This window comes from Acinetobacter sp. AOR41_HL (genome assembly GCF_027854645.1).
GTDB classification, from domain to species: domain Bacteria; phylum Pseudomonadota; class Gammaproteobacteria; order Pseudomonadales; family Moraxellaceae; genus Acinetobacter; species Acinetobacter nosocomialis.
Genome location: NZ_JAKTHZ010000037.1, coordinates 262,738 through 276,584 on the forward strand (window position 1 = coordinate 262,738; position 13,847 = coordinate 276,584).

Below are 13,847 nucleotides of genomic sequence, written 5' to 3' on the forward strand. Positions count from 1 at the left end.
TCTATAGTTTTTATTTTCTAATACTTTTATTGTTATTTGCTTGAATTAAATAAAAAAACCTACTCCATGAGCAGGTCTTATTTACTTATATAGCTTAGCTTATAGAACTCTTCGCTAAACATTTTTCATGCCATATCATTTGAAAGTCTTCAACAGCTTTTGTTTTGGTTAAAGGATCTTCAAATAACTTAGAAGAATACGCTGTATCTATAATTTGTTGATAAAGCTCTTTTGCCTCTGCTTCTTCAAGATGACTAGCAATCTCTTGTAGTTCAATCACTGGTACATCATGTTGTCTCGCATCCATAACACCTTTTGCAGCATTTTTCACAAGATAACAATAATGCGTTTCCATAGTTTCAGATGCAGCATAGCATGGAAGAGTGATCGCGCTCATAAAGAGGAATATAAATTTCATAATCTCACCTTAATTTCACGCGCAAGGGTAACAAGTTATCCTTTAAAATTACAGCCCAAGTATTTTAAAGGTTCGCTCATCGAGCTCCCTTAGCTCATCCAAAGTATAAAGTCGGCCTTTAGGATCAAAGAATTTTTCAAAATCAAATTGCCCTTCTTTATATAATTTATAGCGTTTAGGGCCTAACCATTCTTTTTGGAAAAAATTATCGGTCAGTTTAAAAAACTCTTTAAAGGAAATATCTGCATCTATTTGACCCATTAATTGAGCCCGTTCATCTTTAGGGATGTCTCGCATCCTTCTTTCATCCATAATAAAAGATCGATTACCAATAAGCCTTCCGTCCTTACTAACAGGAACCAGAATACTCCGGCAATTGGGATGCAAAGGTGGCACCCTTTTCGCTGGATCATTCAATTTCCAAATTGAACCGTCAATGGCTGCACAAACTTTAGAAGTCCTTCCATCAAGTACACTCACAAATCTGACATATTCAAAATTAAACTTTTTGAAGTTATATAAATAGACCTGATTTGAAATATGGCTCCGTAGGGTCCTGACAATACGCTCAATATCAATTCTGGTACTGTTGAGCAATCCATCTTCATACTTAAGGCGTTTCGTACCGGTAATACGCCTAATAATTTGCTGAGGTGTCATACCTGTATTCATTCCATCGCGAATAGCATATTCAATTCTTTGCAGGGCATTCTCACTAATTTGAGCTAAGGATTCATCAACTAAGGCACCCCCCGCTAATGGAACTCGTTTTATTAATTTATAGAGGTGCTCTCCCTCTAAATCTTTAACGACTTTACTAAATAACTTAGCCACATAATTTGATTCATAAACAGCCAAACTAGTTGCCGAATGAGCAAACATTTCTGGTAGAACAGCACGTATTGAATTAAACCAATCTGAAATCACAAGTTGAATATTTTTAAGGTGACGAGTTGTGTATTCTCCACCTGCTAAAGCTGCCCTTTCAGTATCATTAAGCTCTTTTATTAAATGCTCCAAACGATCAAGCATAGCTATTGTTTCAGTATTAAAAAATCTAAAAAGCTCATTTACCGATCTGGAAGATGCTCGATAAAGATAGGCTTGATGTTGTGTGAAGACATCAAAAAGCGTTTTTTCAGTAATATTCTTCATGAAAGTTACCTCTAAAAGGCGTACTTTATTATTTTTTTTATAACGCTGATCTGTAGAAATTTTAAGGAACTAAAAATTTGAAAAGCTAATTAAACTGGTAATTTTGTTTTATAAATTTTTTCTGAACACTAATATTTCCAATAAAATTGGCCAACCATAAAATAAATTCATCACGATACTCAAAGCGCGGAAGTAAGCTCACGTCAACTTTTATCTCTCTTTCAGAAAGAGGCTTACTTAAACATTCTTCAAAATCAATTTTGCTATATTTTAGTTTTAAATTGATTTGCTCAGCTTCTTTTCTAATTTCAGCCATGACTCTATTAAGATTAGTCACCGGATTATCAGTAATCTGGTACTTTTCATAAATATTGGCGTATACATTTTCAGCAATATCTAAATATTTAATGAGTTCAGCATTCTCATTCATCTCGTTATCTTCCTATTTTTTTTGGAAATTATGTACGAGTAAATGTTTCTATACGTAATTTAAGCGTATTTTTATGTGAAAAATATTTTAATAAAAATAACAATTCATCGCTTAACTTACTATTTTTTATATCATTAATATTTTCTCATAAAACATTTCCATATTTTCTGACATTTTTAATTGGCATAAATATGTACTATTAACGGTTTTAACAGAAAAAAACCGCCCCAGAAGGCGGTAGCTGAATTCTATCAGCGAGATATAGAAGTATAGTGGATGAATACTTCTATATTTTATGAAGACAGTTTACTATTTTTAATATAGTCCTCAGATTTAAAGTAATTAATAATCATCTCGGCATTTTCTTCTCTACTTGGCTCAGCAGCTGCTGGAATCTCGGTCTTATCCATTTTAAAGTCTTTCGGAATATAGTTTGAAATTGGAGGCAGCTTTTCCTTTCCGCCTACCGTCATTCGTTCAATAAAACCAGCCAGCCATAAAATAAACTCGCCTTCATTTTTAAACTTAGGCATCAAACTTAAATCTATATGGACTGATTTTTCTTTATTAAATTGATTTAGGCATTCTTCAAAATTTATAAAATTATACTTAAGTTTGAACTCAGTACCTTTAATTGCTTTACGAATCAGGCTAATTAAACAATTCAAATTTTGAATCATATCGTCCGTAAATAAATTGTCTTTTTTAATTTCCTTATATACTTTATCCGCTATAGCTAAATACTTTGGCATTTCTTCCTCCTCAATTTTTTATAAATAATTGAAAATAAAAAAATTCATATTTTGATTATGAAGAATTAATTGTAATTGAGTGAAATCAAATTAGCTTTCAATGTAAAAATTACCAATATTATGTAAAATTGCACCAGAATGAACCACAAAAAAATTCATATTACGTTAACTGGTCCACAATTTTATTTAATAATTTTAACTAATTAGAAATGTTTTCTTTCAATTGTAAATGATTATTTTAGACATACTCTTCTAAGACAATAGTTTTATAAATCAATGAGAAACTTATTTTTTAAATTGCTTTTCCTATGAAAAAACTCATTATAGCGGTTGTCTTTCTTTAAGTTGATAATTTAAAAAAACTTAATTAAAGATAAATTTATAACACTGATCTATCTGTTATATTTTTTTGAAAAAATTCTGTATCTATGATTACACATTGTATTTCTTCATGATAGAAACTATCTAGACACGAGGTAGCTAACATGAATTTTTTAAGAAAGAAAAATAAAGCTAGTTTTGTATTATTTATTATCACTCTCTATTCAATGTTAGGGTTTGGCTTAGGCTATGTTATTTGGGAATATTTCCTACAAATTCCATGATTTATTAAGCACAAAAAGTACCTTTCAAAATTTAAGTTATCTCAAGATTGAAAGGTACTTAGCCATCAGTTAACGCTATGTCTGGCAATTTCAGCATTAATCTCTAGACTTATTTCTTTACTGCGATGATAAGCTGCTTTTAAAGCCAGTCGAATATCATCAGAAAGATTACCTAGCTCAAACATTCGTAATGCAGATTCAGTAATGCCATTAGCTAATGTGACCTTGCCACATAACTCACTTGGCTGAACATTACTTTTACGGACCATGTCTACAGCACCTGATGCTGCTTGAAGTGCCAGATCTAAAGCAAACTGCTTATCTAGCCCCATAGAAACACCAGTTTTTACCATACTGTCGAGGATATAAAAGAAGTACGCTGGGCCTGAACCCGATAACGCAATAATGGCATCACTTTCTGATTCTGAATTTGCCCAATAGGTCTGCCCTGTGGCTGAATAAATTGTCTCAACTAACTCTTTATCTAAAGGTTCTAGATACTCTGAACCAATCAACACATGAGTACCCGTATAAGTTAATACCGGTGGGTTAGATATGATTCTTATAACCTTTTTTGAACCCGTAATATTCATGAGTTGTTTGATATTAATTCCAGCCATCATCGATACAATAGTTTTATCAGCTAACCATTTTTTTAATGGTGCTAAGATGACTTTTAGATTTTTTGGGTCTACTAATAGAACAACGATATCAGCCTTTTTTACCTCATGCTGCTTTTGCTTTAGAATGATTTCATTATCAAACTTTCCTTCCTCTATAAGATTAATTTTTTCTTTTTGAAATCCTTTTAAAACCAAACCTCCAATTAAAGCTAAAGACAAATTACTACTACCGATGAAGCAAATATTTGGTTGTACTATATTCAACATTTAGAATTATTTCCTTCCTTTAGATATACTACAAAAAGAAATATTATTTATGACTTAAGTCATGACCGTTAATACAATAAAAATTTAATAAATTTTTATGAATGTTAAGTTTAATTTTACAACTAAACTCTATTTTGAGCTAAGATTACTCTATTACTTATGACGTTATGAATAACAGATTAAACTAAATTGTTAAAAATATGTAATTAAAAATTAATTATAGCTTATCTGATTTAAGCAATATACTTGCCAGACTTAAAGTGGTTTTATTTAACATCCGCTTAAAGATCTTTGTTCTTTTTTTAAGAAACTTTCCGCTATTCGTGATGCTTCCTGATAATTTATTTCGCTGTATACCCAAAATGACAAAAGCTTTCCACCTAAATGAAAGTATTGCTTATGGTACTCATTTATATCATCTGAATGAGGGTTTCCAACACAGAAACTATCTTCATTAATTTTTCTTACTTTACCGTTTAAAATACCGCCAATACAAATATCCATTTTTATACCAGTTATAATGTTAACTTATACAACACAAATTTAATTTTTATATTATATAAAACAAATAATCAACTTATTTAATATTTTATATAAAAAACCCACAAAGGAAGAAGTGGGTTTTTTAACTACGTAGATGATTTCATGTTATTTAATTGAGCAAATGGCCAAAAAATAAATCAAATAAAATCATCAAATTATGTTATTTAAGCATTCGTCACAATTGTGATATTCGAAGCTTGTGGGCCTTTTTTACCCTGTGTCACAGTAAACTGAACACGCTGGCCTTCTAGAAGAACTTTAAAGCCTTGTGTTTGAATCTCAGAAAAATGTGCAAAAACATCTTTACCTTCATCAGTTTGAATAAAACCAAAACCTTTAGTTTCATTAAACCATTTTACTGTACCAGTAGCATTAGACATAAATTAATCCTAATTTAAAAAACATTATCATTTGTTATTGGGTATTCCAATTGAACTAAAAAATATACACTCTACTTAAATATCTAATAATATACGGAGGATTATAAATAAAACTGCGAAAAGAGAGATTTAGGGTAACATGAATATTTTTGTAGTTAATGTCGACTATACACGCTTCTTAACGAATTGCAATCTCTATCTTGATTAATTGATTTTCCACACAATTTGTGCGTCTCTAATGATCACTTATCTATTGATTTTAAATGCTATTTTTTAATTTAGTTAATTGTTTTAACTTCAATATATTAATTAAATATATCTTATTTTTATACTATAAAATTTTATCTTTTGAAAATTATTAAGCCTCTCTTTACGCTCTAAAACTACTTTAATATCTTACTAAAATATTTTACTTTTTTATAAAATATACAGACTTGTATATATACACTTCATGTATTCTGATTTAAAGTACGTGTGCAGCTTAACATATTGATGATAAACAGGAAGTAGCCACGTGAACGGTCTCTTAGTTTTTATAACCATTGCTTTTCTTACCTTATCTAGCCCTGGACCAGGCGTTTTATTTACAGTAACAAATTCAATAAATTATGGTGTTCGTACCGCTTTATTCGGTATTAGCGGTTTAATCATTGGTATGTTCATTATCGCTGTGATTTCTGCAAGTGGTGTTGGTCTCATTATTACCAGTAACCCCACCATCTTCACTGTTTTAAAGTTTATTGGGGCCTTTTATCTTATGTATTTAGGTTATAAAAACTTTATAAAGAAATCTCCTACTCAAGATTTACTAGAAACTGAACACAACGATAAAATCGTGAAGAAATCAAAACTTTTTTATCAGGGGCTATTTGCTTCATTACTTAATCCGAAAACGATTGTCTTTTTTATTGCACTTTTTCCTCAGTTTATTGATATTAAAAAAGAAATATTAAATCAATTTCTCATTTTATCTTTAACCTTTTGCTTTATCGGATTTTTAATTCATTTAGTTTATGCTAATTTTTCTTCAATTTTTAAAGAGAAAATGCTTGCCGGAAATAATTTTGCAAAACTGAATAAAGTGAGTGGTTGTATTTTCTTTCTTCTCGCCATTTTACTTATTACTCAATAAACAATTTGTATTATAAAAAGAAGAATGGACCAACTTGCTATATGTATTCAGCTCAAGCAAGTTGGCCTTTTTAAAAACTCACACGGTTAGCAAGCCATCCGTAAAAGAATTGTTCATACTTTGGATTTTTCTCTGTAATTTCAATATAGCGTTGGCCTTGCATAATATTTAGAAGACGAACCATCACTCTTTCCCCTTCTTGACCGCGCTTTTTAATATAGAGTGATAAAGCCTGTAAGGTAGAAGGCCCATATTCACCATCTAATTTAAGATCGCTCCATCCCTCTTTTCCTTGTCTGTTTAACAAATTCAAAGCACGTTGTAGAAGTGGTTTTGTGAAACCAAGACCACAATTTACTCCTGTATCGAGCAGTTCTTCAGCGATGATCGGACTAATCAAATTAATTTGATCAAATCGCGGCTCAAGCCAATATTGCTTTTTATAAATATCTCTTGCAGTTTCTAAAGGTAAATCCTCCATTTCACCTTGATATCCATAGCTACGTGCAACTGCTTGAGTAATTCCAAATTTGGTGGCTTGTCCAGAGTCAAGCGCATCATTTACATAACCACCTTCACGTTTTATAAGGGCATCTAGATATTGTTCAACATTCATGGGCCTGTCCTCATTTATATAACTCGCTGATAGCTATTAACTTTGAATATCATCTTTTGCTTTTTTTAAGTCTTTCATTACTTCAACAATAGTTTTTCCTTCTTGTTTATTAATGAAGTTAAATATCCACCTCACAATTGCCCAACCAGGCAAGCCACAAATAAAGAAGAATCCACCTAAAGTGATCATGCCCCATATATCGGTCACCCATTCATGTAAGTCCCATTTCATGATAATGAATGAACCACCAGTCAAGCTTGAGACAATAGTACAAATCAAACCTACTACCCATTCTTGATGCGAACGTGGGAAACGCATGATTAAAACTACCGCTACGACTAAGCTTACTGCTAAAGCGATCATCATGACCGTACCATACAGCTTAAAAATAGAAGCTAGTCCATTTAATGTTAAAAAATTTTCCATAATTCAATCCTGTCTCATACTTAAAATTTGAAAATAATCGTACTTACTACATTGTTATTACTCATATTTTTATAAAAAATTGCTATATAACCGTGCTTAGCCTAGCCGTTCTTTTTCTTTTAAAACTGGCATACATATATGACTTATCTTTTTTGACCAAAAAGTTGAGATAACACGCTGCCGTATATCGGAAACTTTTGTGAGCCATTAAATTCTTTGTTAGATTCTTCATGTTCTTGATACCCTTTATCGACGAACATTAAGCCTGATCCACGGAATCGGGCTTTTTTTATTCATTTTTTATTTTTTGATAGCCGATCTCTACCACTGATTTACTATCGCCATTTTATATTCTGTCGTCCATTGAGGCAGAATACTGATCACTACTTACCAAGTCATTGATACAAAATAAAAATATGTTCTAGTAAAAATATTGTATTAGTTCTATCAATGAGCTCTTATAATTGATATTATAACTATAGTTATTATTAGTCAATAACTATAGTTGTTTTACTAGATATAACTTTAGTTATATATTTGTGATAAGTTAGCTGGTGCGATCATTATGGCTCTTAAAGACCGTTTAAAAGATTCAAGGATTAAAGCTAAGAAAACTCAGGCAGAAGTTGCTGAAGCAGTAAAAATGTCTCAGCCTGCCTATCAAGCTTTAGAATCGGGAAAGAATTTAAAATCTGCTTTTCTTCCACTCATTGCACAGTTTTTAGGTGTAGACGCTTATTGGCTTACTACTGGTAACACAGAAGACTCTTTTAGAGAAAGTGATGTATTTAGTCCCACCGTTGTCAGCAGTGATGTAGTAGATCAATATGTCTGGATTGAAGTAGTTGAAGCAAGTTTTTCTTGTGGTACAGGTGAATCAATCGAATTTCATTTTGATGCAATTAATGGAAAAATTCCTTTCCCTGCTTCTTTCTTTAAAGAAAAGCGCGTTCCTCAGGAATGTATGCGCATTATTAAAGCTAAGGGCGATAGCATGACTGACTACATCAAAGATGGAGATTTGGTCGGCATTGATATTTCTCAGACAGAAGTGATTGATGGAGAAATCTATGCTGTTTATTTCGCTGGCGAGGGAATGATTAAACAAATTTTTAAAGAAGCTGATGGCTCTTTAATTTTGCATAGTTTAAATGAAAAATTTAGAGACCGCCGTGTAACTGAAGAGAACGGGAAAAACTTTAAAGTAATGGGCCGTCAGTTCTGGCGAGCAGGTTAAATGAGTTATTAAATATAGCTAAAATAATAATTCTATCATTTTCAAATTTCTTACTTTTTTATAATTTTAATTATTTATATAACTTATAGACATAAAAAAACCTATCTCCTTTAAAAGAGGTAGGTTTTCTTGCTTTAGTACCATGATGTTATCAACAATATGTATTTAAACGATAAAGTTGATTAAAACCAGCATAAAAGCTTTTTCCATCTTGGTTTAGCTCAATTTCTTCACCAGTTTGAAGCTGAATTTTCTTTCCAACTTCTACCCAACGATATCCATCAAGCGAATTTTGCTTACGCACATGAGGAATAATCCTCACATTGATTTCATTGCCATTTACGGCTGTGGCAATGTGCCACTCATTTACTATATTCACAATCGTATTCACTCATTACTGAGCTCATGTGATTTAACGGTATTTAATTAGAACGCTAGATTTAAGGTATGGACAGTTCGTCTAGAATTTAATATTTAGCTTGATATAGGGTTATTTATAAGCTAATTGCTTTTCATGAGTTCGTATCATGAAAAGTAGTACATCACAGAGCATAATATTTTTTGGATGCGGGAGTCGGATTTGAACCAACGACCTTCGGGTTATGAGCCCGACGAGCTACCAGACTGCTCCACCCCGCAATTGGAAGTATGCTTTATACGCCTATATATTTTATAAAGCAAACTTTATTTTTTAATCGGTTGTAATTATTAACAATTATCTTTTTATTAATTTTTTATTTTTACCATTCAGTCTAAATCGACATCGTAATTTCTAATTTTTATTTCTTTAAATTGTTGTATTTATTTTAAATAGAACGCGATATTCATAGACATCAATTGCCTTGCTTGGATAGCTTTTATACTATCTAGTTTCATCCCATTATTAATAGTTTATATGTCTGATCCTCAGTTCTCTCTAAGCGAATATCTCGGCACTGTACAGGAAGTCATACGCCTGACCTTTGACGAACCGGTATGGGTTAGAGCAGAGATTCGGAATTTAAATATTAAAGGTGGACATTACTATTTAGAACTTGCAGAGAAAGATGTTGACACCGATAAAGTGATTGCCAGTTGTAAGGCAACCATCTGGAAATTTTCAGCGAGTAAAATTGTTTTAAAGTTTGAACGTGAAACAGGAATTGAGTTAGCAAGTGATTTAAACGTTTTAATTAAAATTAGAGCGCGTTTTGATCCACAATACGGATTTTCAGTCAATATCGAAGAAATTGACTCAAGTTTTACACTTGGGGAAATTGCAAAACGTTATCAACAAATTGTAGAGCGTTTAACCCAAGAAGGTTTGATTCATAAAAATAAACTTCTCCCTACCCCTTTTGATATTGAAAATGTTTTAGTGATTGCTCCTCAAAATGCTGCAGGTTTGGGTGACTTTAAAAAAGATGCAGATGCTTTAGAAAGAAATAAGGTTTGTGATTTTGTTTATCAAAGTGCGACCTTTCAGGGGAATACTGCTGCTGTTAGCCTTATGGAGTCCTTGGCAACAGGTTTAAAGCAATGGGCAAATCGTTATAACTTTCCACCAGATCTGATTGTAATTATTCGTGGTGGTGGTGCTGTAAATGACTTAGCTTACTTAAATGATTATGAGCTTGCCGCACTTCTCTGTAAACGCAGCGTTCCGATTTGGGTTGGTATCGGGCATGAAAAAGACCGTACCATCCTTGATGAGATCGCACATCGTTCGTTTGATACTCCAAGTAAAGTGATTGCTGGTATTCGTAATCATATTGTTGAACGTGTACAAGAAGCGGTAGATAGTCTACAAACGATTAAACTGCTTTCTCAGCATCAAATCACGACTTATCAAAGCAAAAATGATCAATTGCTTCATCACATTAAGTCTTCTGCACAAAATCAACTTAACTCGGCGCATCGTCTACTTGACCAGATGAAAGAACGTATTCAGTTCAGCTCACAGCAACAAGTTAAATTTTCCTTAGCTCAAATCGAGTCATTAATGAAAGAAATCCTTTTGCAAAACCCTAAACAGGTTCAAGCTAAAGGCTATGCAATTGTCAGATCCGAAGGAAAAGCGATTCGCTCTATACACCAAATTTCAAGCCCCTCCATTGCCATTGAAATGCAAGATGGCGTAGTTGAAGCCAACATTACACAGGTAATCCCAAATGAAGAATGAAGAGTTAACCTTTAAGGATGGCCATGACATTTTGAAGAAAAATGCTGAATTGTTAGAATCACAGGAAAGTCCTGATATAGATAATTTAATGAAAATTGTTGAAGAGTCTATTAGCGCTTATAAAGCTTGCAAATCTCGAATTGAAGCTGTCCAACAAGCTTTAGATGAGACTTTTAAAGAATAAAATTTCCATAAAAAAAGCCCATTTCTACTTCTCATTGAAGAAATGGGCTTAGTGAACACCACTTAGTCCTGAAATGCAAAAATGAGGATTAGGTCACATTTTTGCAAAAACATAGTCCCATAACGACCTGCGATGTTCAATATTTTAATTGTGTCTATACGTTAGTTTGGCTTAATTTCCACCATCTAAGACCGTAAGAAACACAAACTCTGCTGATGCTTATTTTTAAATTTAATTTAAGAGTTATTCCTCACTGCATGGACCAATTAATTGATAAATTTTGCCGTCTTTAGGATTCTCATATAACAAATCCATGTTTGGTAAAATGATATCGTCATTAATTTCAATATGTTCAACACTTTTATGAAGTTCAAGTGCATGGTCATTCATTGGTCTAACTTTTGCCAAAGCGATTGATTCTTTATCAAACTGGTCCTTGATAATTACTTTTAATCTTTTCATAAAAATCTCCTGAAAAATAAATTTTTAATATAAATAATGGGTTAAGTTTAAAATGAGCTAATCGCAGAATAGCCGATTGGCATAGCAAAAAAAGTTAAAATAAATGCAGCTGTACGTTGTAAATTGCGTTGATTTAACCAAGTTACTTTATTTGAAATGAGGGCAGTTCCAAACATAATCCATAAAAAAGCAATTGGGGTAATTAAAGATAAAAAGACAACAATGTGAATAAAATACAAATGCGGAACTTCCCACGCTGCATGTGGAAAAATCGCCGAAGCAAAGAGCAAAGCTTTCGGGTTTAAAAGTGTTGCAAGAAATAAAGCTTTTGGCGTAATCAGTGGGCGATCTAACTTAATATCTTCGGTTGAAGTGATCCAAAGTTTAAAAGCGAGATAAAGAATGAAACTCGCACTCATCAATTTTAATATAGCAGGAAGCCATGGAATAAAATGAGATACCGACTCAAGTAAAACACCCCATGAGGTAATCGCGATCAGATAACCTATTACCTCTGCCGGAATTAGCTTAAGAGAGTGCTTTAGCCCTGCTTGCAAGCCAGCCGAGGCTAATAATGTATTTGTTGGTCCTGGAGTCAACAAAATAGTGACCACAAGTCCAATAAATAAAAATGACACCATAGGCCAAAAACTCGATTGATTACACTAGGCGAAATATGTCAAAAATGAGCATCTATTGTCGACAAAATCGTTGTAACAAGAAATATTACAAATACTTTTTATTTTTTAAAATTAATAATTTAATAAAAAGTGAATTTATATTCATTAAAATTTGTTCCAATTTTAAATTTGCAAAATGCGTCACACATTTATAAAAAACACTGCATTAACTTAAAAAGATATTAAACTCCAAAATCATATATTTTTTTAAAAAAAAGTGATTATTTATATATTTTTTAGGCCATTTTCCCACTTCTTAAATAGCAAAAAAAGAAATATCACACGCCTTGAAATTACCAAATTGATCAATATATATACACATGAAAATCGTGATTTTACTGAATAGATGTATCGTTCCCCATCAATTCATTAATCGCCGCTTTCATCGAATTAAATAGTTGATGGAGGATGCATGATGAATGCTTATGTTCGCCCTCATCCCGATGGTTTTAAAGCTTATTTAGGAAAGGATGCAAAAACCGGCCTCTACATTGTAAGAGTTGGTTGGACAATATATGAAACTAATGCCAATGGTTCTGTTTTGTATATTGTTAAACAGGAAAGTAAAATTCCATTGGATGTAGAAAAGTTTAAAACTGATCGTTCCAAAATTTATGACGCACTTTTAAGTGAAGTGCAATTTCAACGCAAAAAACAACTGGCTATTGATCTTCAAAAGTCCAATATTCCCTCTTATGATCGTAAAGCCTATAAAAAACGGCGCGGCTTTACAGGCTCTTAAACAAAACTATCAATAGTCAATAGATACAGAAAAAGCACCCGTGGGTGCTTTTTCTTTTAACGACCAGTTGCGATTAATACAAACAGGCTCAGTATTAATGTGCTTAATGATCGTTTGCAGTGTACGTGGACTTCATGCTCAGCTCCGTGAGCGTACTGTTCAATGTTTTCCATTACGTGTGCCCTTAAAGTTCACACTGATAATTTGCCTAATTTTCATCCATAAAAAAATTAGCCAAAAGTATTATATGAAAATAAATTTTGTAGTTTGTCTTGAGCAATCTATTTTTTACCTTTTAAAAAATTTAATTAGAAAAGCACTTGTAACATTCTTATACGAGGTTAATTCCTTATTGAGCATTTGTAGACCTTTCATTTCAAAGTGCCCAATAGGAAAAATGATTTTATAAAATGAAAAAAGATAACAATATTAGGTTTTTTAATAATAGCCTTTCAAAAGGAGAATATTAAAATGAATAGCTCGCAAGAACCAAATCAATCTCTGTTTAATCAAGCATCTACTTCAGTTCAAGCCTGCATTGAATGCATGTTTGCTTGTAAACATTGTGCCTCAGCATGTTTGCAAGAAGAACATGTGCATATGATGCGTGAATGTATTAAACATTGTTTAACCTGTGTCGAAACCTGTCAGCTTTGCACATCTTTAGAATTAAGACATTCAGAGCTTGCTGAACAAGCCATGCAATTATGTGCCAGCGCGTGCCAACTTTGTGCAGCTGAATGTAGCAAACACGAACATGAGCATTGCCAGATTTGTGCCAAAGCTTGTTTAGCATGTGCTAAAGCTTGTCTGGCATATCGTGCTTAACTTCTAGTTTTATTGTAGAAACCTACGGCCTATTAGGCTCGTGGGTTTTAAATATTTAAAGAACAAACAATTAGAAAATTAAAGTTTTTAGATGAGATGAAAAACTACTTTTCTTTAGGCATAAAAAAAACCCGCATCTTGGGGAAAATGCAGGCTCTTAGATCTCCCACAACGACCATGAGTTCATTATTAAGCTTGAACTTTAA

19 protein-coding genes and 1 tRNA gene are annotated in these 13,847 nt (G+C 32.5%); 7 read left to right on the top strand and 13 right to left on the bottom strand.

All coding sequences use genetic code 11. The annotated features are described in order from the left end of the window. Positions 1–94 precede the first annotated feature (94 nt). The 4 genes from MKL35_RS15390 to MKL35_RS15405 all read right to left on the bottom strand — a co-directional run bounded on the left by MKL35_RS15390 (position 95) and on the right by MKL35_RS15405 (position 2,755). Positions 95–418 (bottom strand): hypothetical protein, encoded by a 324-nt coding sequence (locus tag MKL35_RS15390; RefSeq protein ID WP_004709761.1) that lies wholly within the window; start codon positions 416–418, stop codon positions 95–97. 48 nt (positions 419–466) lie between these two features. Beyond that, positions 467–1,573 (bottom strand): minor capsid protein, encoded by a 1,107-nt coding sequence (locus MKL35_RS15395; protein WP_032012056.1) that lies wholly within the window; start codon positions 1,571–1,573, stop codon positions 467–469. An 85-nt stretch (positions 1,574–1,658) separates the two neighbouring features. Continuing rightward, the gene (locus MKL35_RS15400; protein ID WP_032012057.1) at positions 1,659–2,003 is read right to left on the bottom strand and encodes a hypothetical protein; all 345 of its coding nucleotides are present in this window, start codon (positions 2,001–2,003) and stop codon (positions 1,659–1,661) included. 293 nt (positions 2,004–2,296) lie between these two features. After that, the gene (locus tag MKL35_RS15405; protein ID WP_002048744.1) at positions 2,297–2,755 is read right to left on the bottom strand and encodes a hypothetical protein; all 459 of its coding nucleotides are present in this window, start codon (positions 2,753–2,755) and stop codon (positions 2,297–2,299) included. A gap of 485 nt (positions 2,756–3,240) precedes the next feature. On the opposite strand from MKL35_RS15405, the gene MKL35_RS15410 reads away from it, so the two are divergent. Beyond that, positions 3,241–3,360 (top strand): hypothetical protein, encoded by a 120-nt coding sequence (locus MKL35_RS15410; protein WP_002048755.1) that lies wholly within the window; start codon positions 3,241–3,243, stop codon positions 3,358–3,360. Between the two features lie 65 nt (positions 3,361–3,425). Here the strand turns inward: MKL35_RS15410 and MKL35_RS15415 are convergent, their stop codons facing one another. From MKL35_RS15415 to MKL35_RS15425, 3 genes are all read right to left on the bottom strand, one after another. Then, positions 3,426–4,250 (bottom strand): pyrroline-5-carboxylate reductase family protein, encoded by an 825-nt coding sequence (locus MKL35_RS15415; protein ID WP_002048776.1) that lies wholly within the window; start codon positions 4,248–4,250, stop codon positions 3,426–3,428. Positions 4,251–4,520: 270 nt separating this feature from the next. Next, positions 4,521–4,754, bottom strand: coding sequence for a hypothetical protein (locus tag MKL35_RS15420; protein WP_004709770.1), 234 nt, complete (start codon positions 4,752–4,754; stop codon positions 4,521–4,523). A 203-nt stretch (positions 4,755–4,957) separates the two neighbouring features. Continuing rightward, entirely contained in the window at positions 4,958–5,173 is a 216-nt protein-coding gene (locus MKL35_RS15425) for a cold-shock protein (RefSeq protein WP_002048761.1), read from the bottom strand. Positions 5,174–5,687: 514 nt separating this feature from the next. Between MKL35_RS15425 and MKL35_RS15430 the strand changes: the two genes are divergently transcribed. Continuing rightward, positions 5,688–6,305, top strand: coding sequence for a LysE family translocator (locus MKL35_RS15430; protein ID WP_016804779.1), 618 nt, complete (start codon positions 5,688–5,690; stop codon positions 6,303–6,305). 70 nt (positions 6,306–6,375) lie between these two features. Here the strand turns inward: MKL35_RS15430 and MKL35_RS15435 are convergent, their stop codons facing one another. Both MKL35_RS15435 and MKL35_RS15440 read right to left on the bottom strand, forming a co-directional pair. After that, entirely contained in the window at positions 6,376–6,921 is a 546-nt protein-coding gene (locus MKL35_RS15435; RefSeq protein WP_032012058.1) for a glycoside hydrolase family 108 protein, read from the bottom strand. Positions 6,922–6,957: 36 nt separating this feature from the next. Further along, on the bottom strand, positions 6,958–7,287 hold the full coding sequence (locus MKL35_RS15440) for a hypothetical protein (protein WP_371513687.1): 330 nt from the start codon (positions 7,285–7,287) through the stop codon (positions 6,958–6,960). Between the two features lie 625 nt (positions 7,288–7,912). Between MKL35_RS15440 and MKL35_RS15445 the strand changes: the two genes are divergently transcribed. Next, complete coding sequence (locus MKL35_RS15445) at positions 7,913–8,584, top strand: XRE family transcriptional regulator (protein WP_002048763.1); 672 nt, start codon at positions 7,913–7,915, stop codon at positions 8,582–8,584. Positions 8,585–8,735: 151 nt separating this feature from the next. On the opposite strand, the gene MKL35_RS15450 is transcribed toward MKL35_RS15445, so the two are convergent. Continuing rightward, a complete protein-coding gene (locus tag MKL35_RS15450; protein WP_025466846.1) occupies positions 8,736–8,966 on the bottom strand; it encodes a hypothetical protein in 231 nt (76 codons plus the stop codon). Positions 8,967–9,146: 180 nt separating this feature from the next. Next, positions 9,147–9,223 (bottom strand) — tRNA-Met (locus MKL35_RS15455). Between the two features lie 256 nt (positions 9,224–9,479). On the opposite strand from MKL35_RS15455, the gene xseA reads away from it, so the two are divergent. Beyond that, entirely contained in the window at positions 9,480–10,745 is a 1,266-nt protein-coding gene (xseA, locus tag MKL35_RS15460) for an exodeoxyribonuclease VII large subunit (RefSeq protein WP_032012060.1), read from the top strand. Further along, entirely contained in the window at positions 10,735–10,929 is a 195-nt protein-coding gene (gene xseB, locus MKL35_RS15465) for an exodeoxyribonuclease VII small subunit (RefSeq protein WP_004709785.1), read from the top strand. The genes xseA and xseB overlap by 11 nt, the downstream gene beginning before the upstream one ends. Positions 10,930–11,172: 243 nt before the next feature. Here xseB and MKL35_RS15470 read toward each other — a convergent pair whose 3' ends face one another. Both MKL35_RS15470 and MKL35_RS15475 read right to left on the bottom strand, forming a co-directional pair. Then, positions 11,173–11,391 carry a hypothetical protein gene (locus tag MKL35_RS15470; protein ID WP_004887978.1) on the bottom strand — a complete coding sequence of 73 codons (219 nt, stop codon included), beginning with the start codon at positions 11,389–11,391 and terminating at the stop codon, positions 11,173–11,175. A gap of 47 nt (positions 11,392–11,438) precedes the next feature. Further along, positions 11,439–12,032, bottom strand: a complete 594-nt coding sequence (locus MKL35_RS15475) for a LysE family translocator (RefSeq protein WP_017393694.1) — start codon at positions 12,030–12,032, stop codon at positions 11,439–11,441. A gap of 451 nt (positions 12,033–12,483) precedes the next feature. On the opposite strand from MKL35_RS15475, the gene MKL35_RS15480 reads away from it, so the two are divergent. Together MKL35_RS15480 and MKL35_RS15485 are read left to right on the top strand one after the other, a co-directional pair. After that, the gene (locus tag MKL35_RS15480; protein WP_022574738.1) at positions 12,484–12,813 is read left to right on the top strand and encodes a hypothetical protein; all 330 of its coding nucleotides are present in this window, start codon (positions 12,484–12,486) and stop codon (positions 12,811–12,813) included. A 471-nt stretch (positions 12,814–13,284) separates the two neighbouring features. After that, entirely contained in the window at positions 13,285–13,641 is a 357-nt protein-coding gene (locus MKL35_RS15485; protein ID WP_004709792.1) for a four-helix bundle copper-binding protein, read from the top strand. Positions 13,642–13,847 lie beyond the last annotated feature (206 nt).

Excerpts from the sequence above, each read along its gene's own strand:
- MKL35_RS15485 (WP_004709792.1), top strand. The coding sequence starts at position 13,285 with ATGAATAGCTCGCAAGAACCAAATCAATCTCTGTTTAATCAAGCATCT.
- MKL35_RS15445 (WP_002048763.1), top strand. The coding sequence starts at position 7,913 with ATGGCTCTTAAAGACCGTTTAAAAGATTCAAGGATTAAAGCTAAGAAA.
- MKL35_RS15415 (WP_002048776.1), bottom strand. The coding sequence starts at position 4,250 with ATGTTGAATATAGTACAACCAAATATTTGCTTCATCGGTAGTAGTAAT.
- MKL35_RS15440 (WP_371513687.1), bottom strand. The coding sequence starts at position 7,287 with ATGATGATCGCTTTAGCAGTAAGCTTAGTCGTAGCGGTAGTTTTAATC.
- MKL35_RS15420 (WP_004709770.1), bottom strand. The coding sequence starts at position 4,754 with ATGGATATTTGTATTGGCGGTATTTTAAACGGTAAAGTAAGAAAAATT.
- MKL35_RS15410 (WP_002048755.1), top strand. The coding sequence starts at position 3,241 with ATGAATTTTTTAAGAAAGAAAAATAAAGCTAGTTTTGTATTATTTATT.
- MKL35_RS15475 (WP_017393694.1), bottom strand. The coding sequence starts at position 12,032 with ATGGTGTCATTTTTATTTATTGGACTTGTGGTCACTATTTTGTTGACT.
- MKL35_RS15400 (WP_032012057.1), bottom strand. The coding sequence starts at position 2,003 with ATGAATGAGAATGCTGAACTCATTAAATATTTAGATATTGCTGAAAAT.
- MKL35_RS15480 (WP_022574738.1), top strand. The coding sequence starts at position 12,484 with ATGATGAATGCTTATGTTCGCCCTCATCCCGATGGTTTTAAAGCTTAT.
- MKL35_RS15405 (WP_002048744.1), bottom strand. The coding sequence starts at position 2,755 with ATGCCAAAGTATTTAGCTATAGCGGATAAAGTATATAAGGAAATTAAA.
- MKL35_RS15390 (WP_004709761.1), bottom strand. The coding sequence starts at position 418 with ATGAAATTTATATTCCTCTTTATGAGCGCGATCACTCTTCCATGCTAT.
- MKL35_RS15470 (WP_004887978.1), bottom strand. The coding sequence starts at position 11,391 with ATGAAAAGATTAAAAGTAATTATCAAGGACCAGTTTGATAAAGAATCA.
- xseB (WP_004709785.1), top strand. The coding sequence starts at position 10,735 with ATGAAGAATGAAGAGTTAACCTTTAAGGATGGCCATGACATTTTGAAG.
- MKL35_RS15425 (WP_002048761.1), bottom strand. The coding sequence starts at position 5,173 with ATGTCTAATGCTACTGGTACAGTAAAATGGTTTAATGAAACTAAAGGT.
- MKL35_RS15435 (WP_032012058.1), bottom strand. The coding sequence starts at position 6,921 with ATGAATGTTGAACAATATCTAGATGCCCTTATAAAACGTGAAGGTGGT.
- xseA (WP_032012060.1), top strand. The coding sequence starts at position 9,480 with ATGTCTGATCCTCAGTTCTCTCTAAGCGAATATCTCGGCACTGTACAG.
- MKL35_RS15395 (WP_032012056.1), bottom strand. The coding sequence starts at position 1,573 with ATGAAGAATATTACTGAAAAAACGCTTTTTGATGTCTTCACACAACAT.